Annotated in this window: 23 protein-coding genes; 13 read left to right on the top strand and 10 right to left on the bottom strand. The window is 66.0% G+C overall.

Features of this window, described 5'->3' with window-relative positions; all coding sequences use genetic code 11:
* Positions 1-53 precede the first annotated feature (53 nt).
* The 3 genes from VML93_RS13375 (at position 54) to VML93_RS13385 (ending at position 3,198) form a co-directional block, all read left to right on the top strand.
* Positions 54-1,889: a fatty acyl-AMP ligase gene (locus tag VML93_RS13375; protein ID WP_325611257.1), complete on the top strand. Its 1,836-nt coding sequence runs from the start codon at positions 54-56 to the stop codon at positions 1,887-1,889.
* A gap of 98 nt (positions 1,890-1,987) precedes the next feature.
* On the top strand, positions 1,988-2,356 hold the full coding sequence (locus VML93_RS13380; protein ID WP_325611258.1) for an STAS/SEC14 domain-containing protein: 369 nt from the start codon (positions 1,988-1,990) through the stop codon (positions 2,354-2,356).
* 74 nt (positions 2,357-2,430) lie between these two features.
* On the top strand, positions 2,431-3,198 hold the full coding sequence (locus VML93_RS13385) for a YqjF family protein (RefSeq protein ID WP_325611260.1): 768 nt from the start codon (positions 2,431-2,433) through the stop codon (positions 3,196-3,198).
* A gap of 16 nt (positions 3,199-3,214) precedes the next feature.
* Here VML93_RS13385 and VML93_RS13390 read toward each other — a convergent pair whose 3' ends face one another.
* Together VML93_RS13390 and VML93_RS13395 are read right to left on the bottom strand one after the other, a co-directional pair.
* Positions 3,215-4,042: an FHA domain-containing protein gene (locus VML93_RS13390; protein ID WP_325611262.1), complete on the bottom strand. Its 828-nt coding sequence runs from the start codon at positions 4,040-4,042 to the stop codon at positions 3,215-3,217.
* A 25-nt stretch (positions 4,043-4,067) separates the two neighbouring features.
* Positions 4,068-4,835, bottom strand: coding sequence for an SDR family oxidoreductase (locus VML93_RS13395; RefSeq protein WP_325611264.1), 768 nt, complete (start codon positions 4,833-4,835; stop codon positions 4,068-4,070).
* Positions 4,836-4,992: 157 nt separating this feature from the next.
* Between VML93_RS13395 and VML93_RS13400 the strand changes: the two genes are divergently transcribed.
* Entirely contained in the window at positions 4,993-5,823 is an 831-nt protein-coding gene (locus VML93_RS13400) for a hypothetical protein (RefSeq protein ID WP_325611266.1), read from the top strand.
* On the opposite strand, the gene VML93_RS13405 is transcribed toward VML93_RS13400, so the two are convergent.
* Positions 5,820-6,551, bottom strand: coding sequence for a DUF4190 domain-containing protein (locus VML93_RS13405; protein WP_325611268.1), 732 nt, complete (start codon positions 6,549-6,551; stop codon positions 5,820-5,822). The genes VML93_RS13400 and VML93_RS13405 overlap by 4 nt on opposite strands.
* 81 nt (positions 6,552-6,632) lie before the next feature.
* Between VML93_RS13405 and VML93_RS13410 the strand changes: the two genes are divergently transcribed.
* Together VML93_RS13410 and VML93_RS13415 are read left to right on the top strand one after the other, a co-directional pair.
* On the top strand, positions 6,633-7,109 hold the full coding sequence (locus VML93_RS13410; RefSeq protein WP_325611270.1) for a nuclear transport factor 2 family protein: 477 nt from the start codon (positions 6,633-6,635) through the stop codon (positions 7,107-7,109).
* A 111-nt stretch (positions 7,110-7,220) separates the two neighbouring features.
* Positions 7,221-8,753 (top strand): wax ester/triacylglycerol synthase domain-containing protein, encoded by a 1,533-nt coding sequence (locus VML93_RS13415; RefSeq protein ID WP_325611271.1) that lies wholly within the window; start codon positions 7,221-7,223, stop codon positions 8,751-8,753.
* A 14-nt stretch (positions 8,754-8,767) separates the two neighbouring features.
* Here the strand turns inward: VML93_RS13415 and VML93_RS13420 are convergent, their stop codons facing one another.
* From VML93_RS13420 to VML93_RS13430, 3 genes are all read right to left on the bottom strand, one after another.
* Positions 8,768-9,829 (bottom strand): alpha/beta hydrolase, encoded by a 1,062-nt coding sequence (locus VML93_RS13420; protein ID WP_325611273.1) that lies wholly within the window; start codon positions 9,827-9,829, stop codon positions 8,768-8,770.
* A gap of 150 nt (positions 9,830-9,979) precedes the next feature.
* Positions 9,980-10,723, bottom strand: a complete 744-nt coding sequence (locus tag VML93_RS13425) for a DJ-1/PfpI family protein (protein WP_325611274.1) — start codon at positions 10,721-10,723, stop codon at positions 9,980-9,982.
* A 33-nt stretch (positions 10,724-10,756) separates the two neighbouring features.
* A complete protein-coding gene (locus tag VML93_RS13430) occupies positions 10,757-11,707 on the bottom strand; it encodes a GlxA family transcriptional regulator (protein ID WP_325611276.1) in 951 nt (316 codons plus the stop codon).
* 121 nt (positions 11,708-11,828) lie between these two features.
* On the opposite strand from VML93_RS13430, the gene tpx reads away from it, so the two are divergent.
* Positions 11,829-12,323 carry a thiol peroxidase gene (gene tpx, locus VML93_RS13435; protein WP_325611278.1) on the top strand — a complete coding sequence of 165 codons (495 nt, stop codon included), beginning with the start codon at positions 11,829-11,831 and terminating at the stop codon, positions 12,321-12,323.
* A 57-nt stretch (positions 12,324-12,380) separates the two neighbouring features.
* Here the strand turns inward: tpx and VML93_RS13440 are convergent, their stop codons facing one another.
* The 4 genes from VML93_RS13440 to VML93_RS13455 form a co-directional block, all read right to left on the bottom strand.
* Positions 12,381-13,328 (bottom strand): nitronate monooxygenase, encoded by a 948-nt coding sequence (locus VML93_RS13440; protein WP_325611279.1) that lies wholly within the window; start codon positions 13,326-13,328, stop codon positions 12,381-12,383.
* Entirely contained in the window at positions 13,318-13,713 is a 396-nt protein-coding gene (locus VML93_RS13445; RefSeq protein WP_325611281.1) for an NYN domain-containing protein, read from the bottom strand. The genes VML93_RS13440 and VML93_RS13445 overlap by 11 nt, the downstream gene beginning before the upstream one ends.
* A gap of 4 nt (positions 13,714-13,717) precedes the next feature.
* Positions 13,718-13,996 carry a hypothetical protein gene (locus VML93_RS13450; RefSeq protein ID WP_325611283.1) on the bottom strand — a complete coding sequence of 93 codons (279 nt, stop codon included), beginning with the start codon at positions 13,994-13,996 and terminating at the stop codon, positions 13,718-13,720.
* A gap of 168 nt (positions 13,997-14,164) precedes the next feature.
* Complete coding sequence (locus VML93_RS13455; RefSeq protein WP_325611285.1) at positions 14,165-14,827, bottom strand: PE family protein; 663 nt, start codon at positions 14,825-14,827, stop codon at positions 14,165-14,167.
* 469 nt (positions 14,828-15,296) lie between these two features.
* Here VML93_RS13455 and VML93_RS13460 point away from each other — a divergent pair, with 469 nt between their 5' ends.
* From VML93_RS13460 to VML93_RS13485, 6 genes are all read left to right on the top strand, one after another.
* On the top strand, positions 15,297-16,754 hold the full coding sequence (locus VML93_RS13460) for a condensation domain-containing protein (protein ID WP_325611286.1): 1,458 nt from the start codon (positions 15,297-15,299) through the stop codon (positions 16,752-16,754).
* Between the two features lie 365 nt (positions 16,755-17,119).
* On the top strand, positions 17,120-18,505 hold the full coding sequence (locus tag VML93_RS13465) for a hypothetical protein (protein ID WP_325611288.1): 1,386 nt from the start codon (positions 17,120-17,122) through the stop codon (positions 18,503-18,505).
* A gap of 61 nt (positions 18,506-18,566) precedes the next feature.
* A complete protein-coding gene (locus VML93_RS13470; RefSeq protein WP_325611289.1) occupies positions 18,567-19,931 on the top strand; it encodes a hypothetical protein in 1,365 nt (454 codons plus the stop codon).
* Between the two features lie 64 nt (positions 19,932-19,995).
* Entirely contained in the window at positions 19,996-21,360 is a 1,365-nt protein-coding gene (locus VML93_RS13475) for a hypothetical protein (RefSeq protein WP_325611291.1), read from the top strand.
* 167 nt (positions 21,361-21,527) lie between these two features.
* The gene (locus VML93_RS13480; RefSeq protein ID WP_325611293.1) at positions 21,528-22,940 is read left to right on the top strand and encodes a hypothetical protein; all 1,413 of its coding nucleotides are present in this window, start codon (positions 21,528-21,530) and stop codon (positions 22,938-22,940) included.
* Between the two features lie 187 nt (positions 22,941-23,127).
* The coding region (locus VML93_RS13485) for an MMPL family transporter (protein ID WP_325611295.1) at positions 23,128-24,009 on the top strand (882 nt) is incomplete at its 3' end.

The raw sequence follows: 24,009 nt of genomic DNA on the forward strand, positions 1-24,009 counted from the left end.
GAAGCAAGTACGGCACGGACTCTATCGGAGGACCGCCTGCTTAGACTTCGGTTATGGATTACGGTTCCCGGCAGGACTCCGTGGCTCCAAAAGGCCTGCTACAGATCGATGATTGCCTGGACGCCGACGGCAACATCGCGTTGCCTCCCGACCTCACGCTGATCTCGCTCATCGAACGCAACGTCGCCAACATCGGTGAGCTCGTGGCCTATCGCTACCTGGACTACGCACGCACCGAAGGCCAGGCCCACGAGGTGACCTGGGCCGAATTCGACGTCCGGATGCAAGCCATCAGTGCCCAGGTGCAGCAGTTCGCGGGACCCGGTGACCGAGTTGCCGTCCTCGCACCACAGGGCATCGACTACGTCGCCGGCTTCTACGGAGCGATCAAGGCGGGCAGCGTGGCGGTGCCGTTGTTCGCCCCCGAACTGCCGGGTCACGCGGCACGTCTGGAAACGGCGCTTCGCGATTCGCGGCCCACCGTCGTGCTCACGACGTCGGCGACCCAAGAGGGTGTCGAGAATTTCCTGACCAGCCTCCCGCGGCTGCAGCAGCCGCAAGTCATCGTCATCGACCAGATACCCGACGCGGCGGGGGAGCAGTTCAGGCCGGTCGAGCTGGATTCGGACGCCGTCTCCTATCTGCAGTACACCTCGGGCGCGACCCGGCCCCCGGTCGGCGTGGAGATCACCCACCGTGCTGTCCAAACGAACCTGGTACAGATGATCCTGTCGATCGACCTGCTGGACCGGAATACCCACGGCGTCAGCTGGTTACCGCTCTACCACGACATGGGCCTGTCCATGATCGGCTTTCCCGCGGTCTACGGCGGACACACCACCCTGATGTCGCCGACCGCGTTCGTCCGCAGGCCCCAGCGCTGGATCCAGGCCCTGTCCGCCGGATCCCGGACCGGACGCGTGGTCACCGCGGCGCCCAACTTCGCCTACGAGTGGACCGCCCAACGTGGACTGCCCGCGCCCGGTGACGATATCGACTTGGGCAATGTCGTCCTCATCATCGGCTCCGAGCCGGTCAGCATCGACGCGGTGACGACGTTCAACAAAGCGTTCGCCCCGTACGGATTGCCGCGCACCGCGTTCAAACCGTCGTACGGCATCGCCGAGGCCACACTGATGATCGCGACCATCGACCAGGCCGCCGAGACGTCGGTCGTCTACCTCGATCGCGAGCAACTGGGTGCCGGCCGGGCGGTACGTGTCGAGGCGGATGCCCCCAACGCCGTCGTACAGGTGTCGTGCGGTCAGGTCGCCCGCAGCCTCTGGGGCGTGATCGTCAACCCGGAAACGGGAACCGAACTTCCGGACGGTCAGGTGGGCGAAGTCTGGCTGCAGGGTGACAACGTCGGCAGGGGTTACTGGGGACGGCCCGAAGAAACCCGGCTGACCTTCGATAACAAACTGCAATCGCGGCTCACCGAAGGCAGTCATGCAGCCGGCGCGCGGATCGACGGAAACTGGTTGCGCACTGGCGATCTGGGGGTGTACCTGGACGGGGAGCTCTACATCACCGGGCGCATTGTAGATCTGGTCACCATCGATGGTGATAAGCACTACCCGCAGGACATCGAAGCCACAGCGACGGAGGCGTCGCCGATGGTCAGACGGGGATACGTCACGGCTTTCGCGGCGCCGCAAGGCACCGAGCAACGCCTGGTCATCGTCGCCGAGCGCGCCGCCGGCACCAGCCGCGCCGACCCGCAGCCGGCGATCGAGGCCATCCGCGCCGCGGTGTCGAATCGCCACGGGCTGTCCGTCGCCGAGGTGGTATTCCTGCCGGCCGGCGCCATTCCGCGCACCACCAGCGGCAAGCTGGCCCGCCGGGCCTGCCGCGACGCATACCTCAGCGGTGAATTAGGCACGCATTAAAGGTTCACCGGGCCGTTCGCCGGTTGTCATCTTGTGACTTTGGCCTCTTATCCGCGCATCCCCGCGCAAGCGACCATGGGGTCGAGATAGGAGCCAACATGATCGAATACCGCTTCGACGCAGCCAATGCCATCCTCTCGGTGCGGCCGGAGTCCGCGCTCGACACGAAGGATTTCGTGGAACTCGCGAAGTCCATCGACCCGCAGATCCAGGAAAGCGGCGACCTCGCGGGCCTCATTATCGATGCTCAGAGATTCCCGGGTTGGGACAGTTTCGGGGCGATGCTCACTCACTTTCGCTTCATCCGGGATCACCAAAAGCACATCAAGAAAGTCGCGGTCGTGACCGACTCGCACCTCGGAGACGTCGCCGAGCATCTGGCATCACACTTTGTGTCCGCCACGATCCGTCACTTCCCCGCCGGGCAGGTCGACGAAGCTCGGCACTGGATCATCGACGGCGCGTAGTTTCACAATGGCGCGGTTTCACAATGGCGCGGTCATGAGGGTCATCGTCACCGGCGGCATGCCACCATGGTCAGGTGACCGCGACCCCGTCTGCTGGCGAACCCGACCGGAGTCCCGACCTGGGGGGGTACCCGGTCGCTGCGCCACCGCTGCCTGGCCCGGTCACTTTCGAGCAGGACTGGAGTGACGTGACCTTCGTGCACTGGCCGGTGCGTCCGGACAGCGTTGCTCACCTGTACCCGCCCAGCGCCCGTCCGGACGTCTTCGCCGACGGCAACACCTACGTGGGGCTGATCCCGTTCGTCATGACGAACACCAACCTTGGTACCGCACTGCCGCTTTCGTACCTCGGCCGGTTCGCCGAGACCAACATCCGGCTCTACTCGGTTGACGACGCCGGCCACCACGGCGTGCTCTTCCGGTCGCTGGACTCAGAACGGCTGGCGGTGGTACCGCTCACCCGAATCGGCCTCGGCATCCCCTACACGTGGGCGCGGATGCGGGTGACGCGGTCGGCTGACCAGATCACGTATCACACTGTGCGCCGCTGGCCGCGCCGCGGATTGCGCAGCCGGGTGACGGTAGCGGTTGGCGACGTCGTGGAGCCGACACCGCTGGAGGTGTGGCTCACCGCCCGCTGGGGCGCGCACACCCGTAAGGCCGGCCGCACCTGGTGGGTGCCCATCGATCATGAGCCGTGGCGGTTTCGCGCGGCCGAGATCGTCGAGTTGGACGACGAACTGCTGGGCGGGGGCGGGGTACAACCCGACGGCGAGCGGTTACGCGCGCTGTTCTCACCCGGTGTGCGAACATATTTCGGCCGTCCCCGCCTCGTGCGGTAGGCCGTCACGTCTCCGATCAGCGGACGTTGGTCCCCTGTGCGGCGTGCCGCAGCTGTTGCATCGCCGACATGTTGGAAAACAGCGCGATCCAATTGAAGATCAAGGCCGACAACAAACCCCACCAGCCGGCCAGCAGGTTGTGCGTCTGCGCGGCGCGGTACGCCCGTTCACATTCCTCGAAGCTGCCGGTGACGACGTAGCTCTGCCGCAGCATCAGAATCACCAGACCGGTGTGCTTGTGCAGTTTGATCTGGAACACCCCGGCATTACCCTGGCCCGGCAGCCCGGGTGGCGGCATTGAATAACCTTGCGCACCAGCGGGATAACCCCCTGCATATGGTGCGGCCGGGGCAACCTGCTGAGCAGGTGCCGGCGCGGAGTAGTGCTCCGTCCACGCGCTGCCGTCGAAATAGCGCAACCGCCCGCTGCCGGCCGGGTCCGGATACCAGTCGGCCGGGGGAAGCGTGGGTGGCGGTGGGGGCGCGGGGGCCGGGGGCTGCTGGGCGGGGGCGTGCTCGGGCTGCAGGTAGACGACCAGGCCCGGAACGGCTCCCAACGAGACGTTCATCGGGTGCTGAACCGCGAGACGTTCCACCCGTTGGCCGTCGACGAACATCCCGTTGGAACTGTGGTTCACCAGAACCCAGCCGTCGGGTGTGGGCTCGAGCGTGGCGTGACGTCGCGAAATGACCGGCTCGTCCAGGCGTACATCTGCTTCGTCTGCCCGTCCGATGAGCCAGGTCCGCTCCGGTGTCGCACGCCAGGCCTGCCCGCCCACCCGCAGCACCACGGGCACGCCGCTCGGCCGGTTGCCGGCGAAGACCGGATTACTCGCACCGTCCATGAGCCTTCTCCTCGCTGAATCGTAGTCAGGGGCAGGTGTATCCACCGTCGATCACGACGTCCGACCCGGTCATGTAGCTGGAAGCCGCGCTGGCCAGGTACAGGTACAGGCCGGTGAGTTCCTCGGGCCGCCCGATCCGGCCGAGCGGGATCTTCGGCTCCCACAGGGCGTGGTACTCCGCGAGGGGCTCGACGAGCTCGGTGAGGATGTAGCCGGGGCTGACGCTGTTCACCCGGATGTTGTGCGGCGCGAACTCCACGGCCATGGCTTTGGTCAGGTGAATGACCGCCGCCTTGGAGGTGGTGTAGTGGCCGACCTGCTGGGGGATGTTGATGATGTGGCCGGACATCGACGCGGTGTTGATGATGACGCCGCCCTGTCCCTGTCTGACCATCGCCTTGGCCGCCGCCTGGGCGGTGAGGAACACGCCGGTGACGTTGGTGTTCTGGATGCGCTGGAACTCTTCGAGCGACATTTCCAGCATCGGGGTCACCGCAACGATGCCGGCGTTGCACACCGCGATGTCGATCCCGCCCAACTCCGCGGTCACCTGGTCGAGCATGCTGGTCACCTGCTCTTCCTGGGTGACGTCGCAGCAGATGGGCACGACCTTGCCGCCGGCAGCGGCGATCTCGGCCGCGACCTTCTCCAATGCGTCGAAATGCCTGGCGGCAATGGCAACTTGAGCCCCGGCTTCGACGTACGCCAAGGCCACCCGTCGACCGATACCGCTGGAGCCCCCCGTCACCAGCGCCCTCTTGCCATGCAAGTCGAACAAGTCCAACACGCTCATTGGTTGTCGATACCTCCAGCCGGTCGGAGCCGTTGCGCGGTCGGCAAATTGGTCGGCGACCTTTAGCTTGATTGAGCCTAGAGGGTGTCGGGGCCCGGATGACACCAACCGGTCAGATCGGTACCTGGCTCGCCGTTGCCGGTGTTAGCGTGCGTCAATGCACCACCACCTGGCGTATTTCTCGTCGAGTTCCTCCGGGGGTTGGGACTGGTTTTCGGTCCTGCTGACGGTCGTCATCATTGCCGTGATTATCGGCCCTTTCATCGTGCGCCGGATGAGACAGATTCGCGGTCCGGTGCTGACCGGAACGGCACAGGTTTTGTCGCTGCGGCAATTCGGGTCAGGGGCGGTGAACGGTCCGCCCCGACAGATATGCCGGTTTCGGCTGCGGGTGGAGATCCCCGGCCAGGAACCTTACGAAGTCGCGCATTGGCAGAATGTCGGGGCTTGGGAGTTGGCCGCTGTGGCCCCCGGCGAGACCGTCGCGGTCGAAGTCGATGCCACCAACCCGAAAAAGGTCCGGATCGGTGGCCGATCGACCCGGCGGCATGTCGGACCAGGCGGTTCGACGCATACCGTCTTTACTGCGCCCCCGAAAGTCGTTTTCCAGCAGTCGACTACGCAGTCGGATCCGATCGACATCGCCGACCTGTTGAAGCAGAGCCCCGGTGCCGGTCCGGTCATTTCGGCAGCCGATCTACTTGGGTCAGGTCAGCGCGCACCCGGGGTGCTCAAGTCGTTTTCTGCCACCGGGACCACGCCGCGCAGCCTGGGCAGGACTCCCAGTAGGCCGGAATTCCTTGACGCTCCGCACTATGTGTTGGAGGTCGAGCTGCAGTTCCCCAATCTGGCGCCGCTGACAGGTCGGTCCATCCAGCCGGTGCCGCTATCGCAGGTGCCCAACCTCGCCATCGGGCTCAAGCTGGCCTGCGCCGTCGATCCGGCCGACCCCGTCCACCGTTTCGTGGTGGACTGGCCCGGCGTTTAGGAGCCCTTGACCGACCCGGTTCGCGGGCTGGAAAATGTTACGGCACAAGCCATGTCGTGGTCGCCGTCTTTCCATGCCTGTTCCGAAGGAGACAAGAAGTACAGCTTGGTGGTGGGGTCGTCCGACGCACTGGGGGAGTAGGACGACAACTGGTCTCGACACTTTTGCCTGAAGTCCTGGAACACCGAATCAGCCGGGAAAGAACCGCTGGGCATCCCCAACACCGCGAACACCTCAGCGCGATGTGGACGATCGCAGCTGGTGGTGTTCACTCGGGCAACGAGGTTTTCGGTGGGCACGTCGGCCCAGCAGTCGCCGACTTTGACGTTTTGCGCGCTGGTGCTGTGGGTCGGCGCTAAGGCGCCGATGATGATGAGCGTCGTCCAGAGCACAGACCCGATGATGGAAATCACCACACCGGCGATTGCCATGCCCCGGCCACGTTGAGCGCCGCTTTTGGTTTTGACTATTCCAATGATGCCGAAAATCAGGCCGAGCAAGCTGACGCCCAGGAGGCTGAGCACCAACGACGCGACCGCGAACCCGCTGGTCGTTTGAGCCGGCGCGACCGGCTGCCCATAGACGGGCGGCGGCGGGGGGTAGGGGGGCGGGTATTGGCCCGCGGATGGCGGGGGCGGGTACGGCTGCCCGGCCGGCGTTTCGGGAGGGTACGGCGAACCCGCGGGCGGTTGGTACGGGTACGGAGGACCTGCGGGCGGTTGCGTCATGGCGTAAGGGTAGATCCTGGCGGGCCGTTGATCGCCGGATTGACGGACTCACGCCGTTGGCCGGCCTTTAGGCTGTCCGTTATGGGCAAGTTCACCAAAACCGAGGTCGAGGAAGCCGTCAGGAACTACACAACCGTGGTCGAGGGGTGCTCCGCTTCCGGCGACTGGCGCCCGTTTGCCGACCTCTTCACCGAGGATGTCGTCTACACCGAGCACCACTACGGGGTCTTTCACGGGCGTGAGGCGGTGCGGGAATGGATCGTCGGGGTCATGGCCCCGTTCCCGCACATGCGCTTCCCCAGCGACTGGACCGCCTACGACGAGGAGAATGACGCCGTCGTCGTCATGATCAAGAATCTGCTCGACCACCCGACCGACCCCGACGGTGAACCGTTCTGGTTCCCGAATTGGACGCGCCTCGTCTACGCCGGTGATGGACTGTTTTCCAGCGAGGAAGACATCTACAACCCGAACCGTGATGCGCCGCGGGTTGTCGGTGCCTGGCTGCAGGCCGGCGGCAAGCTCGCCACCGACGAGATCCCGCAGCCCAAGGCATAGATTTTTTATTCGGGTACTCAACGGATAGCTAAGCAGCACAAGCCATTTCACGACACCAGGGCGCACCGGCACGCCCTGCGGTAGCCCGGCCTGTTTAAAGGTCTCGGGTGTTTGGGAACGCGTTCGAGTAACACGCTGATCACCGAACGCATGGAGGCGCGCCTGCCGATGGAGACCGGGTTGCCGGGATGGGACGGGGTTTCGCTGCATGCGGGGAGTCCCGGGGTCCCGCTGCACGCCGTCGCGGTGCTGACCATGGAGGCGTCCGGTGGGATCAGCCACCAACGATTGCGGGAGCTGGTGGCATCGCGCTTGGCCCGCATGGCGCGTTTCCGCAGCCGCCTGGTGGGCAAGCCGCTGGGCCTGGGTCAGCCGGTGTGGGGCGAGATCGACCGCTATGACCCGACGCCACAGATTCACTCCACAACGGTTGGTAGCTCGAATGGCGGGAGTGAGTTCGCTGAGCTGATCGACGAGCTGGCCGCCCGGGAAATGGATCGGCGTGCGCCGCTGTGGGAAGCGTGGACCGTCGACGGCCTCGTCGGCAACCGGTGGGCGTTGGCGGTGACGGTGTCACCCGCGGTCATCGACGGCATCGCCGAAGGGGTCGCGGCGATGTGGGCTCAGCTGCTAGCCCCCGATCAGCATGGCGAGCCGACCAACCTGGTGATAGTTGAGGCGGGTCCTGGTGCTTTGCCGTCGGTCGGCGAACTCATTGCCGACACAGTGCTGGAGCTCTGGGAAAACTCCCTGTTGGGCGCGTGGCTGATCGCCACGGCGATGCCTGCTGCGGTACAGGCCGCGGGGCGGCTATTCTTCGGCGGCGGACCTGAGTCGCCGCAGGGGGAGTCGTCGATCAGCGCGCCGGCATCGTCCACGGTGTTCAGTGCCCACCTGACGGCGCGTCGCGCGGTCGGCTTGGCCTCAGTGAAACTGTCTCACTTGAAGGCAATCGCATACGCGTTCGGCAGCAGCGTCAGCAACGTGGCACTGACCGCTTGCGCGCTGAGCCTACGGACCTGGCTGCGCCACCATGACAGCCCGCTCGACCATCCGCTGGTAATGGAGGTGCCGTTATCGCTGTTCAAGGCCGATTCGACGGACGCCTCCGCGCGAGTCGGCTTTCCGGTGCACAGCGATGATCCCGTTCAGGTTCTGCTTGACCTCCATGCGGCAACCGACGGGCTGACCGCGGACCGCCAAGACACCGTCGTTGCTGGTCAGGCGGTTGACATCGGGCAGCTTGCGGCGCTGCTTCCGCCCAGCGTGGTACACGCCGGCATAGCGCTGTCGACCAGACTGCCGTGGCGGCCCGGACCGACCTGTCATGGCGTCGTGTCCTACGTGCCCGGGCCGTCGCGCGCGAGCTATTGCGCCGGGTCCAGGGTCGTCGGGATGCACACCGTGACGCCCCTGGCAGATGGCTCCGGGTTGGGCATCACGCTGACCCGACACGGAGAAGTGCTGGATCTCGCCGTGTGCGTGTGTCCCGACAACGTGCCCGGGGTGCAAGACCTCGCGACCGGCATCGTCGAATCCGTCGACATCCTGCTGGCCGCCGCCCAACAATCGCCACGCGGACAGGGCCCCTCGGTTATCACCCGACTCACCCAACGCGCCGAGTACCGCCGACACCTGCACTGACCGGCGCGGCTGCCTTAGATGACGGCCTCGCGGAGGTATCCGGGGGTGGCCTCCCGGATGTACTCGCCGATTTGCCGCAGTGACCGGTCAGCTTCCGGGACGATTCCCGCGGCAAGCTGGAAGCCGTGCATCTGGCCGGGCCAGATCCGCACCTCGACCGGAACATCGGCGTCGGCCAGCCGGCGCGCCGCCAGGCGCGCGTCGTGCAGCATGACCTCCGACCCTGACACGTGGATGAGGGTCTTGGGCATTCCGAACTCGACATGGTCGAGCGGCTCGATCACGTCTTCGACTTCGCCGTCGACGAGCTGACGCGAAGCGGCCTTCTCGATGAGGTCCTTGAGGAAGTCGAACACCCCGCCCGCGAACAGCGCGTCGGTTTCGCTGTTGGCGTGCGACTTCTTCGCCTCCGAGCCGAGCTCCAGCAGCGGCGACATGGCCACCAGGGCTGCGGGCTGCTCCCCGTCGGCCAACAGCCGCTCAGCCAGCGCCATCGAGAGGTAGCCGCCGGCCGAATCTCCGGCGACGACGATCTGATCTGCCTGGTAGCCCATCTCGCGCAGCCAGTAGTAGCCGTCCTCGCAGTCATTGATCGCTTGACCCAGCGAGTGCTGGGGCAGCAAGCGGTAGTCGACCATCAGCACCGGCGCGTCGGCGTAACGGGAGAGGAGCGAGACGAGCCGCGCGTGGGTGTGGTTCCCCTTGCACAGGAATGCGCCGCCGTGCAGGTACAGGACGACGCGCCCGTTGCCGTCGGCCCGTCGCACGCCCTTTGCCCGCACCAGCTCGGCGGTGCAGTTCGCCAACTCCACCGTGGAGCGCACCGTGCCGGGGATCGGCGGCAACACCCGAGCAGCCAAGTCGAGCGCACCATAGGGCCACGGCACCGGTAACTGGGAACCGAGTGACAACGCCGGGCGGACGGCGACGCGGGCACCGAACGAGAGGAGTCGACCGGCCAGGCTCGGGGCGCTTTCGACGGCCTCGACCGGCCCGCCGTCGTCGGAGTGGAACCGGCGACCGCGCGTGCGAACTTCGCCTGCGTACGGAGTGTCCCAACTCGCCAGCGTGGTCATCGCGCTTCCTCTGCTTCGTTCCGCCATCTCGGTGGCGGAAAGCCCCTTGATGTCCCGCTCTCTGCGGGGTTGCGGACGATGATTGCGAGACCGTCTAAAAGAATCCTTGAAGCAGAGGTAGAGCGGGTTGCGGAGCCCGGGCCGGCGTCGTCAGTTCGACGCGCCCAAGGGCAGTCGCTTGCGCCGCCGCGACCGCGCGGCCGCCAGTGCCTGCTGCCAGGCCAGCATCGTCGTGGCTTTCAGGTTGGCCGGCTTGACGCTGTCCCTGGACAGCATTGCCGTCGCCGCGGCTTTCGTGGTCGCCGACGCCTTCGACATGTGGCCGGAGTCGAACGGCGGCTGCGGGTCGTATTCGATCGCGAGCTGAATCGCTTTGGCGCGCCCTTCCCCGCCCAGCTGTCCGGCCAGCCATAGCGCCAGGTCAAGTCCCGCGGACACGCCCGCACTGGTGATGACATTGTCCTGATGGACGATTCGCTCGTCGCCGACGGGAGTGACGCCGAACGCCTTGAGCGCGGGAAGCGCGATCCAGTGCGATGTCGCGCGCTTGCCCTCGAGCAGCCCGGCGGCCGCCAAGATCACCGAGCCCGAACACACCGACGCGGTCCAGCTGGCGGTCTGGTGGGCGTGACGCAGCCACTCGAGCAGCTTCTCGTCACGCGCGTGCACTGGAGTCGACGGGCCGCCCGGCACCAGAATCACGTCGGGTGACGGTGTCTCAGCCAGCGAGTGCGTGGCTCCGATGATCAGCACACCGGAGTCGGCGGTGATCGGTCCGGATTCGTGCCAGACGAAGCGCACCTCGGCATGCGGTAGGTTACGCAGCACTTCGTACGGGCCGATCATGTCCAGCGCGGTGAATCCGGGGTAGGCCACGAATGCGATCTGGGTCATCGTTGTTCCTTATCTGTGGTGTCTTGCGGAGGTCTAGGCGAAGGCTTTGCGGTAGTGGTCCGGCGCGACGCCGATACGTCGAATGAAATTGCGCCGCATGGTTTCTGCGGTACCGAAACCGCAGCGGGCCGCGATGGCCACCACGGTGTCGTCGGACTCCTCCAGCTGCCGGCGCGCGGCTTCTGTCCGGATGCGTTCGACGTAGTGGCCGGGTGCCTCGCCGACTTCGTCGGTGAACACCCGGGTGAAGTGGCGTGGGCTCATCGCCGCCCGGCGCGCCAGGTCCTCGATGCTGTGCGCGCCGCCCGGTTCGGCCTCGATGGCTTCCTGCACCTCGCGGATGGGAGCCCGCTTGGCGCGCGGCATCCACACCGGCGCCGCGAATTGTGTCTGTCCGCCGGGGCGGCGCAGATAGAGCACGAGCCAGCGGGCGACCGTTTGCGCAGTCTCGGTGCCAAGGTCGTCTTCGACCAGCGAGAGCGCGAGATCAATCCCCGAGGTGACCCCGGCAGCCGTCCACACCCGCTCGGAGCTGCGGATAAAGATCGGGTCGGGATCGACGTTGACGTTCGGGAACTCACGGGCCAGCCGCCCGGCAAAGGCCCAGTGCGTGGTCGCGCGGTGACCGTCCAGCAGTCCCGCCTCGGCCGCGAGGAACGCGCCGGTGCACACGGTGACGATGCGCCGGGCTTTGTGCGAGACGTCTTTGATCCAACCGACCAGCTCGGCGCTGGATCGGGCGTCATCGACGCCGCCGCCGCCGGGGAGTACGACTGTGTCGACCGGGTCGAAGGGGTCTGGTAGCGGTTCGGCCATGAACGCCAGGCCGGTCGCCGTGGTCACCGGTTGGCCGCCGGGTGACACCATCGCGACGTCGTATGCGCCGCCGGTCAGCAGCGACGCGCCGGTGAACACCTCATGCGGCCCCACCACGTCGAGAGCCTGCACGCCGGGGAAGCCGACCATGAGCACTTTTCGAGCCATGGACCAAGTGTTGGCCAGACAACGTTGTGTCGTCTACGCCATGTACCCCACTATTTAGGCCATGCCTTCGCAGGCCGGACCTGACCGTAAGCTGCCGTGTCGGCCTTGGCAGACTGTGCGCATGGCACAGATAACCTTGCGCGGAAACGCGATCAACACCGTCGGCGAGCTGCCCGCTGTCGGGTCTCCGGCGCCTAGCTTCGGATTGACCGGCGGGGACCTTGGGACGGTCAGCAGCGATCAGTTCCGCGGCAAATCCGTGGTGTTGAACATCTTTCCGTCGATTGACACACCGGTATGCGCGACCAGCGTGCGGACCTTCGACCAGCGGGCCGCCGCGACCGGTGCAACCGTGGTGTGCGTGTCCAAGGATCTGCCGTTCGCGCAGAAGCGATTCTGCGGGGCCGAGGGCACCGAGAATGTCGTAACGGCCTCGGCGTTTCGGGACAGCTTCGGTGAGGACTACGGCGTCACCATCACCGACGGTCCGATGGCCGGCCTACTTGCCCGGGCGGTCGTGGTGATTGACGGTGACGGCAACATCGTGCACACGGAACTGGTACCGGAGATCGCCCAGGAACCCGACTACGACGCGGCGCTGGCCGCTCTGGGTTAGCGCGAGACGCGAAAGCACCCGCAGGCGGGTCGGGTGCTTTTCTGTCAGCTCGCGCTGTTAGGTGAGGCGCTGCGATGTGGCCGCCAGTACTTCACGGCACCCCGACCACATCTGCTTGATGATCTGGCCGGCCGGCAAGATCTCGTCGATGCGGCCGGCCACTTGACCCGTGTTGGCGACACTGGCGTCCATGTCCCCGTCGAAGTAGAGCCGCTGGACGCGTTGCAGTGCCGCGCCGCCTTCTTCGACGGACATTGAAACGTCGATCTTGTCGGCGGCCGGTGTCCGGATCACTCGCATCATCCGTTTGCCGTCCAGCGGAAGCATGACGGTGGACGTCTCGTCGGCGCGGACGACGGCTTGCTTGAGGTTGCCGTGTACCGGCGAATCCGCCGAGGCGAGCAACCGGGTACCCATCTGCACAGCTTCGGCACCCAAAACGAAAGCCGCCGCCATGGACCGGGCGTCGCAGATCCCTCCCGCCGCGACGATCGGCACGTCGACATGAGCCGCCACCAGCGGCAGCAGCACCATCGTCGACGCCCCGAAGCGATTCTTGAACCCGCCTCCCTCGACACCCTCGACCACCAGCCCGTCCACCCCGGCGTCGACGGCCTTGCGGGCCGTCGCCAGCGTGCCCACCACGTGAAACACAGTGATCCCCGCATCGTGGAGCCCATCGATGAGCAGCGCAGGATCGCCGGCCGAGGTAGTGACGAACCGGATGTCGTTGGCGACCAGCAGGTCCACCACCGCCGGGTCACGGTTGAACAGCAGCGCGATATTCGCGCCGACCGAGCCGTCGGTGAGATCGCGCACTCGTCGCAGGTCGGCTCGGCCCTGCTCAGAAGTGGTCTCGATAATCCCCAGGGCGCCGGCGCTGGACACCGCCGCGGCGAGCTGCGCGCCGGCGATGTAGGTCATCGGGGCTTGAATGATCGGGATCTCGATCTGCGCGAGCTCGCACACGCGGTTGCGCGCCGGCACCGCCCGTTCAGTCGTCATGATGAGCACCACCGCGCGGATCGATGAGGTCGCGGAAGGCCTCCGCCCGGCAGACTGTCGCACCCATGGTTCGAACCCGATCGGTCAACGTCCTGTCCGATGTCACGACACGAATGTCCTGCGGCCGCGCGTCGGCTCCCACCAGCCGGACGATCTCGTCGTCCGCCGAGTTCGCGGCCGCCCTGGGCGCGTGCGCCACCTGGATCACCGACGCGGGGATGGCGTTTGCCGGCGGCCGCTCGAAGACCACCGTCACGTCGTCGCCCGCAGCTGACGCCCAACGATCGAGCCGCTCGACCAGCACGACCATCGCGCGGTGGCGATCCTTCCACCAACCATCCGGGCGGGTCCCGATTACGTTCATGCCGTCGACGATCCATCGCACCGGGTCAGAACCATCTTCCGCGCTTGCGCGACCGCTTCACTTCGGACCGGGATCTGCTGCTTTGGGCCGAATTCATGTGCTCTTCCAGCGCCCCCAGGGCGTTAACCACTTCCAGGTGCGAAATGACGAGCAGCCAGTTCAGCTTGTGTTGTTCGGCGGGATCGGGTTCGCTGTCGCCGCGCTCGATGTAGCTGACCAGATAGTTGCGGAGCTCCTGGCTCCCCGACATCTGCTCCGGAACCTTCATGTTGCGCAAGATGGTGGCCATTTCGGGGTTGGTCACGACAGCTCTCCTTCGCATCCTTCGCTATCGAGTGACAGCGTAGGAGACGGCGTGGTTCGTCCCTCACGCCGAACGTGAAACCACTGCGAAGAATCGCAGCAGTTGTAATCGCGCTGAGCTCACGCTCGGCGAAAGGACCCGCAGCGGGTCACCACCATCACAAGGTGATCACAAACGGCGCTCGCCGGGCAGCTGCTCGTCGTTGGGGTCGCTCTGCTCTGTGTCGTCGACCAGGGACGCGGGCATCCCCGGCCGCGAAGATCCGCCCTGCGCGCCCTGCAGCGCGCCCAGGGGAGCGGTGCCGGCGCCCAAGGCCGTGGACCCGATATTCGCGGCGTTGCCGAGGGCACCTGCGGCCCCGCCGGCACCCGCGGCGCCCGTCCCGACGGGAGCCTCGGCGAAGTTCGCCAGCAGCGGCGCGGCGGCCGCCGCACTACTCAGGCCAGGCGCATGCACCGACCCGGCCCCTGCGAGACCCGCGAGACTCGCCGCCGATCTGCCCGCCAACTGCGCGGCGGCGTGCGACGCGGCGCCGAGCCCCAAAGTGTCGGCCGCCGCCTCGTCCAGGTTCCCGTAGCTCTTGGCGATATCCAGCAGCGCCATGCCCGCGTTCATCAGCTCTGTTTGCGCCGCGACGTTCGAGGCCAGCATCTGGGCGCCCTCGGTCGCGAACGCCATTGCCGCCTGCATCGAAACCTCTTCGGCTCCGGCCGGGATCAGCCCGGTCAGCGACGCCACCGCCGAGGCACCGGACTCCAGGCCACCGCTACCGATGTTGACCATCTGATTGGCGATGTCACCAGCGGAATCATCGTGCGACAACGAATCCATCTGCGTCTTTGCTCCTATGTCTTTGTCACCGGGCACAACTACCCGGTAAGGCGCTGGGCAATCCAGCGATCAACTGGACCCGGCGCGATTGGGCGGTAGCACAATTCTAAAGGCCCGATCGGGTACCAAACGACGCAAATTCGAAGTTGGGCACTTTCCGGCCGACCAGGGGGCCTGACCTGCCCCGGAGCAGGCGCACCAAGGCGGAGCAGGCGTTTCGCCGGACCGCCCCACCTGTGAGCACAATGCGCAAAACCACGGAATCGTGGCTTATTCCGACTATCGCTTACAAGAGCGACACCGCCGAATCGGCGCCGTAAGTTCGGTCTCAACGCAATAACCGAACAACGTCGCACGGCCAGGGGACAAGGTAATTCACGCTACCGCGGAGCTCATTCGCGAATAGCTGTTCCGCGATCCCGCCGCGGCACCAAAAAAATCTCGTTGTCGCACAGATAAGGATCGAGAAATGGTTTCGCTGGGCAATCTGAACGCATGGCAACCGCCGGCTGGTCCAGTTACCACCTGGACGGTTTCACCCGCAGCGGTCGAGTCGGCTCGCGACGCACGCCGATGCGATGTGCCTGCGAGTTTCCAGCGGGCTTCGCACCTCCGGGCCGCCTACGACGGTATCGCAGCGGGCAAGCAGCTGCCCCGGCTGATGATCGCGGCCTGGGATATTCCGGGCGTGTGTGACATTCCGGCGATGACGGCCGCGATTAATGCGCATGTCCGTCGCCACGACAGCTACCACGATTGGTACGAACTCGAGAACGAGGTATTTGTCCGGCGCAGAATCGACGACCCCGAAGTCATCGATTTGGTTCCCGTGGAGTTCGGGCATATGGAGGTCGAACAAATACGTACGCATGTGACGGCGACCACACCGGCGACGCTCGAATGGGGTGGTTTCACCTTCGGCATCGTCCAGCACACCGGCCACTTCACCTTCTACGCCAGTGTCGACCACCTCTACATCGACGGCATGTCCGCAGGCGTGATCTTCTTCGATATCCACTTGGCGTACGACCACCTGCGGCAGGCCCCGAATCAAACGCAGCCTGCGCAGGCCTCCCAGATCGCGAGCTATCGCGACTACGCCGAACGGCAGCACGAGAGAGTGGGGAACTTGACCCTGACGTGCCCCGAGATCAAGACCTGGATCGAGTTCGTGCAGGGCACCGGGGGCAACTGGCCGAGCTTCCCGCTACCGCTCGGTGACACCCGGGCCAGCACCAAAGGCGAGTTTCTGACGGTCGAGTTGTTGGACGCCGCAGACACGGAGTCTTTCGACACCGCTTGCCGTGCGGCCGGTGGCCGGTTCAGCGGCGGGGTGCTGGCGTGCGCGGCGTTGACCGAGCACAACTTGACCGGTGCCGACACCTATTACGGCTTCGCGCCGCACGACACGCGGACGTCGACTGACATGTTGACCGTCGGCTGGTTTGCCGGCCTGTTTCCAGTCACTGTGCCGATCGGCAGCGGCTCGTTTCCCGACCTGGTCAAGACAGCGCAGAAATCGTTCGACGCCAACAAGCCCCTTGCCGGCGTGCCGTTTGAACGGGTCCTGGAGTTGACGACTCCGGATCAACTGGGAGTCGAACTGGGTGACCGTTCCGAATTGATGCTGTCGTTCATGGATGTCCGCAAGATTCCCGTCGCGGACTTGTTCGAACAGACGAATTTCGGTACCTACGGCGACAATCTGTCGCACGGCGGGGTCAACATCTGGATCACCCGGCACGTCGACAAAACCACAGTGACGATCTCGTTCCCGGACAACGCGATAGCGCGGGCATCGGTGCGCCGCTACATCGAAGTACTGCGCCGCGCGTTCACTCGCGCCGTTTTGAGCGGCTCGCAATGGATGGATGCCGTTGTGGATCATGCGAATTCGGCGCAAGGCGTACCCGTCATCAGCCTGTAACCGCCGGCCAGCCGGCCCCCGTGCCGTTCGGCCAACATCGCTGGGCCCTCTCTCGCCCAGCGGTGTTGGCCGAACTTCATTTCGCCGCGACGCCTCACATTGCCGGCGTGGTGTGCCGTTGAATATTGTTGCTATGAAAGCACTTTCATTACTTCTCGACCATATCGCCCGCGCTCCGCGGATCGGTGAGCACAATGCGCAAAACCGTGGAATCACCACTAATTCCGACTATCGCTCACAAGCGCGACACGGGTGCGAGTGGCGCCGTACGTTCAATCGCAACGAAACACAAGAATTACCGACAGGATTGACAACGCGAAAGACACTGGCCGGCAAAGGCAGTGACACGAAAAGGAATTCAGGAAATGAGCAACGTACTCGATCTGGTCGACCAGACCTTCTTTCGCCTCGGACAAGCGGCTGGAGTCGCGCAAGGCATCTGGGTGTACAACCGCCCGATCGACATGGACGGACTGCGCCAGTTCCATCAGCATCTCCAGCAGGGCCGGTTAGCACGACGTATCGAGCGCTCACGCTTGCGGTTCGGCCGGCATCGCTGGGTCGCCGTCGGCGATCAGCAGGAGCTCGAGATCGCGGCGCCTCGGCCGCGCGAAGAATTCGACGCCTGGCTCAACGAGCAGACCAACATCCCCCTGGATGTCGAGCACGGACCCGGATGGCACCTCGCGGTGCTCCCGTTCACCGACGGCGGCGCCGGGGTCAGCCTGGTCATCACGCACTGCCTGACCGACGGCATCGGAGGGATCATGGCGATCGCGGAAGCGGCGTGCGGCTATGACCACATCATCGACTGGCCCGCTGCCGGATCGCGCACCCGGTGGAAAGCACTGCGCGAGGACGCCCGCCAGACCCGCAGCGACATCCCCGCCATCCGCCGAGCCGTCGTCGCCGCAGCCCGAATGACTCGAGCCAACCGCCGCAGCGCCAAGGCAGCCGACGCGGCCACGCCCAAGGCTCCCTCCGCCAAGGCCCTGGCCAAGCAGGCTGCGCTAATCCCCGGAGCAGACGAATTCGTCGCGCTCCCAACGGCAACGGCCTTTCTCGACGCCGACGAGTGGGACGCCTGCGCGGAATCGCTCGGCGGGACCAGCAACACGCTGCTCGCGGGGATATCGGCTCGCCTCGCGCAGCGGGCGGGACGAATCGCCACCGACGGTTCGGTCACCTTGGCGATACCCGTCAACGAGCGCACCCCCGACGACACCCGTGCCAACGCCGTCTCGATGGTCAACATCACCGTCGACCCGGCGACCACCACCGCGGACCTGCGCGAGATCCGGGCCACGACCAAGCAAGCGCTGATCCGCCACCGCGAGACGCCCGACGAGCGGCAGACACTGCTGCCCGTCGTTCCCCTGGTGCCGCAACGGCTGATCAAGCGAATGGTCGGGGTGGCCACCGGCGGTGCGACCAACGTGGTTGTCGTGTCCAACCTCGGCGCCGCCCCGCAGGTCGTCTACCGGCCGGACGGCACAGACGCCGACTACGCCGCCGTCCGGTCCCTGTACCCGGACGTGACCAAGGCGATGATGCACCAGCTCGGCGGGATGCTGTCGGTGCACTCCGGTCGAGTGCAGCGGCAGGTCGTCGTCACGGTCGCCGGGTACCAGCCGGGCGGCACCAACTCGAGCGAGGAACTGCAACAACGTCTTTGCAGCGTTCTGCGCGACTTCTCGCTGACCGCCACGATGGGCTGGACATGCACCGAGCCAGTGAGTGAGACCCGGTAAGCGGTTGCAGCCCAACCGAATTAGCCCGATCTGTATGACCTGACGAAAAGGACCCTGGGAAATGAGCAACGTCATCGACCTTTACGACCAGACCATGTTTCTGGGCGAGCGCGCAACCGGAACCACCAGCCTGCTGCAATGCGTCTGGGTGTACAACCGCGCCGTCGACATCGACGGCCTGCGCCAGTTCCACCGCCATCTGTCGCAAGGGCGGTTGAGCCGCCGCATCGAACGCTCACCGTTGCCTTTCGGCCGCCATCGCTGGGTCGCAGCCGGCGCCCAGTCCGACCTCGAGATCGTCGAAAGCGCACGGCCCCGAACAGAATTCGACACCTGGCTCAACCAGCAGGCCAACACCCCGCTGGACGCCGAGCACGGGCCCGGATGGCACCTCGCAGTGCTCCCGTTCACCGACGGGGGCGCGGGCGTCAGCCTGGTCACCACACATTGCCTCACCGACGGCGTCGGGTTGTGCGAGGTGGTTGCGGAGGCGGCCGCCGGCCGCCAGGACCCGATCAGCTGGCCCGCTGCCGGGTCACGCAGGCGACGGAAGGCACTGCGCGAGGACGCCCGCCAAACCGTACGCGACATCCCGGCCGTCGGCCGGGCCGTCGTTGCCGCATCGCGATTTGCCCGGAGTCAGGGCGACGGGCCGGCCGCGGCGCCCGTGTCCCAGGCCCCTGCCCTGTCGGCCGGAGCCGACGAATCCGTCACGCTCCCATCGGAAACCATCTTTGTCGACGCCGACGAGTGGGACGCCTGCGCAGAGGCGCTCGGCGGGACCAGCAACACGCTGCTCGCGGGTTTGGCGACCCGCCTGGCCCAGCGAGTGGGACGGCTCGCCGCAGACGGCTCGGTCGCGTTGACACTGCCGGTCAACGAGCGCACCTTCGGCGACACCCGCGCCAACGCCATCACCAATGTCGACTTCACGGTCGACCCGGCGCGCGCGACGACGGATTTGCGTGGGATTCGGGCCGCGATCAAGCGCGCGCTGATCCGCTCCCAGGAAGAGCCCAACGAACGGTTCATGCTGCTGCCGCTTGCTCCTTTGCTGCCGCACTGGCTGGTGAGGCGATTGGTCAGCCTCTCCGCCGGCTGCGCGGCCAGCGTCGTCTCATCCAACCTCGGCGTGGTCACCCCGGCGGCCTACCGGCCAGACGGCACCGACGCCGACCACTTCGTCATGAAGTCTCTCGGTCCGGGTGTGACCAAGGAGGTCATGCACCGGTTGGGCGGATTGCTGGTGTTGCTGTCGGGGAGGGCGCAGGGACGGGTTTTCGTCTCGGTCCTTGCCTACGAGCCCGGCCGTCCCAACTCGAAAGGTGAACTGCGACGGAACCTGTCGGGCGCGCTGAGCGACTTCTCGCTCACCGCCACGACGGGCTGGCCTGCCGCTCAGTCGACGGATGTGGTTGCAGTGTAAGCAATTTCGTCAAAAGAAATACCGAACACCGTAGCGAACTAACAAAGTAAAGGACCTCAGAAAAATGAGCAATGTCATCGACCTGGTCGACCAGACCGCCTTTGTCGGCGAGCGAGCGACCGGAACCAGCAACATGATGCAGAGCGTTTGGGTGTACAACCGTGCGATCGACATGGACGGTCTGCGCCGGTTTCATCAGAATCTTCAGCGAGGGCGGTTGTCCCGTCGCATCGAACGCTCGCGCGTGCCGTTCGGCCGGCATCGCTGGGTCTCGCCCAACGGTCAGTCCGACCTTGAGATCGCGACGCGTCGGCCGCGTGCGGAATTCGATGCCTGGCTCGACGAACAAGGCAACACCCCGCTGGATGCCGAGCACGGGCCCGGATGGCACCTTGCGGTGCTTCCGTTCACCGACGGCGGCGCAGGGGTGAGCCTGGTCATCTCGCATACCCTCGCCGACGGGATCGGGCTGGCCGACGCGCTGGTGGCCGCTGCCGCCGGCCGCGACGACCCGATCAGCTGGCCGGCTGCCGGGTCACGCCGGCGGTGGAAAGCACTGCGTCAGGACGCCCGCCAAACCGCGCGGGACGTGCCCGCTATGCGTCGCGCCGTCGCTGCCGCGGCGCGATTCGCACGGCGCAACCCCGGCGCTGCCGGATCCGGCGCTCAGCTACCTGACGCGGTGCGTTCGAAGTTCGTCGGACCTGACGAACCCATCACGCTCGCAAAGGCAACGATCTTCGTCGACGCCGACGAGTGGGACGCCCGCGCACGCTCACTCGGGGGGACGAGCAACGCGCTCTTCGCGGGATTGGCCGCCGGGCTGGCCCAGCGGGTGGGGCGGGTGAACGCAGACGGCTTGGCTACCTTGGCGATACCGGTCAACGAGCGCGTCGACGGCGACACTCGCGCCAACGCCATCACAGCGGTCGACATCACCGTCGACCCGGCAAACGCGACGAGAGACCTGCGCGAAATCCGGGCCGCGATCAAGCAGGCGCTCATCCGCCATCAAGAGGTATCCGACGAACGGATGGCAATGCTGGCCCTCGCTCCGCTGCTGCCGCGGTGGCTGGTGAGGCGAATGGTGCCGCTGGCCCTCGGCGGCCCGACGACCAGTGGAGCGTCCAACGCCGCCGCGCTCGACGCGGCCGTCAACCGGCCAGACGGCACCGACGCCGACTACATCGCGATGAGAAACTTCGTCACGGGGTTGACCAAGGCGACGGTGCATCACACCGGCGGGTTGCTGGGAGTGAGCTCGGCACGAGTGCACAACCAGGTCTTCATCACGGTCCAGGCGTATCAGCCGGACCGTGCCAATTCGAACGACGAGCTGCAACAGCACATTTCGAGTGTGCTGGGCGACTTCTCGCTCACCGCCATGATCGGCTGGCCATGCCCTGAGTCAGTCAGCGGGGCGCGGTAAGCGGACACCCGGCGTCGGACCGGGCCGATGGGCACAATGCGCAAAACCCGGGCATCGTCGCTAATTCCGACTATCGCGAACAAGCGCGACACGGGTGCAATCGGCGCCGTAACTTCGGCCTCAAAGTAGGCGCCAGGCAAATGACAAGAAAAGGAATTCAGGAAGAAATGAACAATGTAATTGATCTGGTCGACCACACCTTCTTTCTCGGCGAGCGTGCGACCGGCGTCACCAGCGTGCTGCAGTGCGTGTGGGTATATGACGGCGCGATCGACATCGACGGTCTACGGCGGTTCCATCGGCAGCTTCAGCGGGGACGGTTATCCCGCCGGGTCGAACGCTCACCCCTGCCGTTCGGCCGGCATCGCTGGGTCTCGCCCACCAGTCAAGCCGACCTCGAGATCGCGGCGCCTCGGCCGCGTGACGAATTCGACGCCTGGCTGGGCGAACAGGCCAACGGCCCGATCGATCCCGAACACGGGCCCGAATGGCGCCTCGCCGTGCTGCCGTTCACCGAGGGCGGCGCGGGAGTCAGCCTGGTCACCCTGCATTGCCTCAGCGATGGCGTGGGCCTGTGCGAGGCGCTGGCGGACGCGACCGCGGGCCGCCACGACCCGATCAGCTGGCCCGCTGCCGGGTCACGCCGGCGCTGGCAAGCACTGCGCGAGGACGCCCGCCAAACCAGGCGCGACATGCCCGCTATCCGCCGAGCGGTCGCAGCCGCGGCACGGCTGGCCCGGCAAGGCCCGGCCGGTGCGGGATCAGCCGCCGCACCGCTACCCACCAACACGCCTGCTCCGCTCGCCGGCGCGGACGAACGCGTGTCGCTCCCGATGGCAACGATCTTTGTCGATGCCGACGAATGGGACGCCCGCGCACACTCGCTGGGGGGGACCAGCAACTCGCTGGTCGCGGGATTGGCGGCCCGGCTCGGTCAGCGGATGGGACGGGTCAACGCCGACGGGTCCGTCACCTTGAGCATGCCCGTCAACGAACGCACCGCCGGCGATACCCGCGCCAACGCCGTGGCGCCTGTCGAGGTCCCTGTCGATATTGCAGACGCGACGACGGACCTGCGCGGGATCCGGGCCGCAACGAAGCTAGCCCTGACCCGCCGGGAAGAGTTCCCCGACGAACGGCTGGCACTGCTTCCGATTACTCCTCTGGTCCCCGAGTGGCTGGCCAGGCGAATGATCGGGCTGGCCGCCGGCGGTGCGACCACCATCACCTCATCCAACCTCGGTGCGATCGACCCGGCCGTGTATCGGCCGGACGGGACGGACGCCGACTGCTTCGCCATTAAGGGCTACAACCTGGGTGTGACCAGGGCGGTCATGGACCGCACCGGCGGAATGTTGGCGGTGGTGGCGGGAAGACTGGGTCGACAGGTCTTCGTCTCGGTCCTGGGGTATCAGCCGGGCCGGTCCAACTCGAATGACGAGTTGCGGCGGATCCTGTGGCGCACGGTGGACGACTTCGGGCTTCCCGCCACCAGCGGCTGGCCGATTACGCGCCGCGAGCCGGCCGGCCGGGTCGCCCAGCTGCACGTACGTAGGAGTCCCGCGGGCTGGCGAGCATAATGCGCAAAACCAGGAAATCGGTGCTTACTCCGACTATCGCCCACAAGCGCGACACCGGTACCCGCGGCGCCGTACGTTCGGTCTCAACCAGATAACCGAATTACCCGCACGATCCGCCGCGCGAAAGCAATTATCGCCAGCGCCGGCGCTCCTTTTGCCCGCCCTGACACGAATGAGGGATTTCACGATGTTCAAAAAGTCCGCCGCAGCAAAGGCGCTACCTGCCAAGCCGCATTTCAACGCCTTTTCGTTGTTGGGCCGCTTCGCCGTGCGCGCGCCCTGGCTCGTCATCGCCGGCTGGATCGCTGTGGTAGCCGTGCTGGCCGTGGCCTTCCCCCCGCTGACGAAGGTCGTCGAGAGCAAGCAAGCTCAGCTGTTGCCGCCGGAAGCCATGGCGTCGGCCGAGCAGATGGCCAAGGACTTCGGTGAATCCGCGCAGAACGTCCTGGTCGTGGTGCTCACCGACAACAAGGGACTGCAGCCCGCAGATGACGAGGTCTACAGCAAGCTGGCAACCACATTGCGCGGCGAGACCAACGACGTATCCGGCGTGCAGGACATGATCACCACGCCCCCATTGCGCGCCTTGATGGTCAGCAAGGACAACAAGGCGGAGTACATGGTGGCGATCCTGAAGGCACCTATCGGATCCCCGCAGTCCTCGCAGTCCTACCAACGAATCGCCGAGATCGTGAAAAAGTCCACCGCGGGTACTTCGGTGACCGCGCAGCTGACCGGGCAGGCCGCCATGGTCGGCGACATGTCGATCGTCACCGCCACCGATATGCACGTCATCGAGATGGTGACCATCGCGCTGGTGCTGATCATCCTGCTGGTGATCTACCGGCGACCGGTGACCGTGTTGCTGCCGTTGATCGTCATCGGAGCTTCGGTGGGTGCATCCCAGGGCGTGGTGTCCGGGCTGGCACAGATCGGGCTCGGGGTTTCGCCGCTGACGATCGCGTTGATGACGGCGATGATCGCGGGCGCCGGCACCGACTACGCCGTCTTCTTGATCAGCCGCTACCACGAGTACATCCGGTCCGGCATTGATTCCGACCAGGCGGTG

Source organism: Mycobacterium sp. (genome assembly GCF_035499775.1).
GTDB lineage: Bacteria > Actinomycetota > Actinomycetes > Mycobacteriales > Mycobacteriaceae > Mycobacterium.

Excerpts from the sequence above, each read along its gene's own strand:
- VML93_RS13375 (WP_325611257.1), top strand. The coding sequence starts at position 54 with ATGGATTACGGTTCCCGGCAGGACTCCGTGGCTCCAAAAGGCCTGCTA.
- VML93_RS13380 (WP_325611258.1), top strand. The coding sequence starts at position 1,988 with ATGATCGAATACCGCTTCGACGCAGCCAATGCCATCCTCTCGGTGCGG.
- VML93_RS13390 (WP_325611262.1), bottom strand. The coding sequence starts at position 4,042 with ATGGACGGTGCGAGTAATCCGGTCTTCGCCGGCAACCGGCCGAGCGGC.
- VML93_RS13395 (WP_325611264.1), bottom strand. The coding sequence starts at position 4,835 with ATGAGCGTGTTGGACTTGTTCGACTTGCATGGCAAGAGGGCGCTGGTG.
- VML93_RS13400 (WP_325611266.1), top strand. The coding sequence starts at position 4,993 with ATGCACCACCACCTGGCGTATTTCTCGTCGAGTTCCTCCGGGGGTTGG.
- VML93_RS13405 (WP_325611268.1), bottom strand. The coding sequence starts at position 6,551 with ATGACGCAACCGCCCGCAGGTCCTCCGTACCCGTACCAACCGCCCGCG.
- VML93_RS13410 (WP_325611270.1), top strand. The coding sequence starts at position 6,633 with ATGGGCAAGTTCACCAAAACCGAGGTCGAGGAAGCCGTCAGGAACTAC.
- VML93_RS13420 (WP_325611273.1), bottom strand. The coding sequence starts at position 9,829 with ATGACCACGCTGGCGAGTTGGGACACTCCGTACGCAGGCGAAGTTCGC.
- VML93_RS13425 (WP_325611274.1), bottom strand. The coding sequence starts at position 10,723 with ATGACCCAGATCGCATTCGTGGCCTACCCCGGATTCACCGCGCTGGAC.
- VML93_RS13430 (WP_325611276.1), bottom strand. The coding sequence starts at position 11,707 with ATGGCTCGAAAAGTGCTCATGGTCGGCTTCCCCGGCGTGCAGGCTCTC.
- tpx (WP_325611278.1), top strand. The coding sequence starts at position 11,829 with ATGGCACAGATAACCTTGCGCGGAAACGCGATCAACACCGTCGGCGAG.
- VML93_RS13440 (WP_325611279.1), bottom strand. The coding sequence starts at position 13,328 with ATGACGACTGAACGGGCGGTGCCGGCGCGCAACCGCGTGTGCGAGCTC.
- VML93_RS13455 (WP_325611285.1), bottom strand. The coding sequence starts at position 14,827 with ATGGATTCGTTGTCGCACGATGATTCCGCTGGTGACATCGCCAATCAG.
- VML93_RS13460 (WP_325611286.1), top strand. The coding sequence starts at position 15,297 with ATGGTTTCGCTGGGCAATCTGAACGCATGGCAACCGCCGGCTGGTCCA.
- VML93_RS13465 (WP_325611288.1), top strand. The coding sequence starts at position 17,120 with ATGAGCAACGTACTCGATCTGGTCGACCAGACCTTCTTTCGCCTCGGA.
- VML93_RS13470 (WP_325611289.1), top strand. The coding sequence starts at position 18,567 with ATGAGCAACGTCATCGACCTTTACGACCAGACCATGTTTCTGGGCGAG.
- VML93_RS13475 (WP_325611291.1), top strand. The coding sequence starts at position 19,996 with ATGAGCAATGTCATCGACCTGGTCGACCAGACCGCCTTTGTCGGCGAG.
- VML93_RS13480 (WP_325611293.1), top strand. The coding sequence starts at position 21,528 with ATGAACAATGTAATTGATCTGGTCGACCACACCTTCTTTCTCGGCGAG.